Raw genomic sequence first — 1,991 nt, 5'->3', positions numbered from 1 at the left:
GAGTCCGCTTCACATAGCATGTTTCTTCATGTTTCTCCATTAGGATACTTTTTGTGTATCGCTATTTCAGGACGGGACATTCTAAACAAAAAAAAAGACCCAAAGGCTATGCTTTGGGTCTTTTTTTGTCTTTAAAAAGGCTTGCTACTTGTCTAACAACTCAAAAGCGGAATTCATACTCTTAAACTCCGGTACGATCTGCTTCATTTTTGCTACAATTTGATCGTCGTCAAAGTGATTAGCAATACGGATAAGCTCTATAATATCAACATTCAAACCATCAAAATCATCTAATATTTCTTCAGCAATCATAATTTTTTCATGATATGTCGGAAGTGTTTTTGAGGTATCATTCAGTAATTCTTCATACAATTTCTCACCTGGTCGCAAGCCTACAATTTGTATTTTGATATCCCTCTCAGGAACAAATCCGGCCAACTTGATCATTTTTCTGGCTAAATCCACAATTTTCACTGGCTTGCCCATATCAAAAATATAAATTTCTCCTCCATTACCCATAGCACCAGCCTCTAAAACCAACTGACAGGCCTCAGGAATGGTCATAAAATACCGAATAATATCGGGATGTGTAATCGTTATTGGACCACCATTTGCAATTTGTTTGGTAAACAAGGGAACAACAGAGCCATTGGAACCTAAAACGTTTCCAAATCGGGTCGTAATAAATTTAGTGTTGTTTTTTTCGCCTGTGTTTTTATTTTTAAATTGTAACGATTGCACGTATTTTTCGGCAATTCTTTTACTAGCACCCATTACATTACTTGGATTTACCGCCTTGTCGGTAGATACCATCACAAATTTTTTAACTTTATACTGGCAAGATAAATCAGCCAAGATTTTAGTCCCTTCTATATTGGTCAAAATAGCTTGAGATGGATTTTCTTCCATCAGCGGGACATGCTTGTATGCGGCGGCATGAAAAACAACTTGAGGTTCGTATTTTTGAAAAACATTTTGCATGGCTTCCTTATTACGAACATCACCAATTACAGAAAAAATTTTCGAATTTAAATCCAGTTCATTCATCTCTAAACACATATGGTGTAATGGAGTTTCGGATTGATCTAAAATAACAACTACTTTCGGATTAAAACCCAATACTTGCCGCACTATTTCACTCCCAATAGAACCCGCTGCGCCAGTAATTAAAATCGTTTTATCTTTTAATTGCTTGGAGATGGATTTATTATCTAATACAATCGGCTTACGTTCTAGCAAATCTTCAATTTGAATGCTCTTTACCTTTTGAGAAATCTCTTTCTGATTTTCCCAGTCAGAAATTAAAGGTACCGTGAACACATTGTAATTAAATTCTAAACATTGGTCCACGATTATTAATTGCTCTTCTTTAGACAAACTTTTATCAGCAATAATGATCGCTTGGGCGTTTACAGAACGCATTAAAGGTGGTATTTTTTTCTTTTTAATCAAAATGGGTAAATCCAGCATTCGCTTTGTTGCATTTTGATTGTTTTTATCCACAAAACCAACAATTTTAAATCGGGATGGGGTTTCAAATTTTAAAGCGTTTGCAACAGATATAGCATTTGCATCGGTACCATAAATAATAGTTCTGATTAATTTATTACTTCCTTGTTCAGAAAAGTACATCTCAAAAGTTTGCTTGATGATTACGCGATACATAAACAAGCCACAAAAGGAAAGTACGATATTAATAAAAAAAGCGGTATTTAAAAATGCTTTCTCACCATGAAATAATTCATACACAAAATTAAAAAAAAGAAACAGCACTAAAACAGACATTTGAGAGAACAACAGCTTGACTGCATCAATATAAGAAGAGTGCCTGATAATGCCCGAATACGTTCTGAATAACCAGAAAAAGAAAACGTTGACACAAAACAAACTGATAATAAAACTAAAATTATAGGACGTGATAATATAGTCTAATCCAGTTCCTTTAAAAATTAGTATAGTAAAAAAAAACGATACTATCAAGACTGAAACAT

Annotated in this window: 1 protein-coding gene; it reads right to left on the bottom strand. The window is 34.0% G+C overall.

Annotation, left to right across the window (positions count from 1 at the left end; genetic code table 11):
- Positions 1-144: 144 nt before the first annotated feature.
- Positions 145-1,991: nucleoside-diphosphate sugar epimerase/dehydratase (locus tag AC061C_RS15670; protein WP_478291947.1), on the bottom strand; the 1,847-nt coding region annotated here is incomplete at its 5' end.

Source organism: Flavobacterium sp. GNP010 (genome assembly GCF_056428945.1).
This window is presented reverse-complemented; position numbering and strand designations above follow the sequence as displayed.